The sequence below is a fragment of the Photorhabdus sp. S10-54 genome, from assembly GCF_963878145.1.
GTDB lineage: Bacteria > Pseudomonadota > Gammaproteobacteria > Enterobacterales > Enterobacteriaceae > Photorhabdus > Photorhabdus kayaii.
Genome location: NZ_CAWNXG010000195.1, coordinates 1 through 288 on the forward strand (window position 1 = coordinate 1; position 288 = coordinate 288).

Below are 288 nucleotides of genomic sequence, written 5' to 3' on the forward strand. Positions count from 1 at the left end.
CGGTTTGGTTGGGGGAGGTAAAAAGGAGGTTGCATATGAACCCCCAAGAATTCATAGCTAAGAACATCCAGGCCGACTTATTGAAACTGGGCTATTCCGATTCAATCTCAGGCATGGCAAGTGACAAGGCAGTCGATCACTATCGAAGAGCTTCATCAGCAAGCAGAAAGGGCAAGATGTACGATGACTGTCTGCATATTGCTAAAGCGTGGGCGAGTAAATACAGCTCGGTCAAGCCGTCCCCAAAGTGAGGACCTCGGAAGAAGTAAGACTGTGATGATCCCGGAG

1 protein-coding gene is annotated in these 288 nt (G+C 49.0%); it reads left to right on the top strand.

Going from position 1 to position 288, the window contains the following annotated elements; translation table 11 throughout:
* A partial coding sequence (locus AACQ83_RS24480) for a hypothetical protein (protein WP_240000923.1) occupies positions 1–251 on the top strand: 251 nt, incomplete at its 5' end.
* Positions 252–288 lie beyond the last annotated feature (37 nt).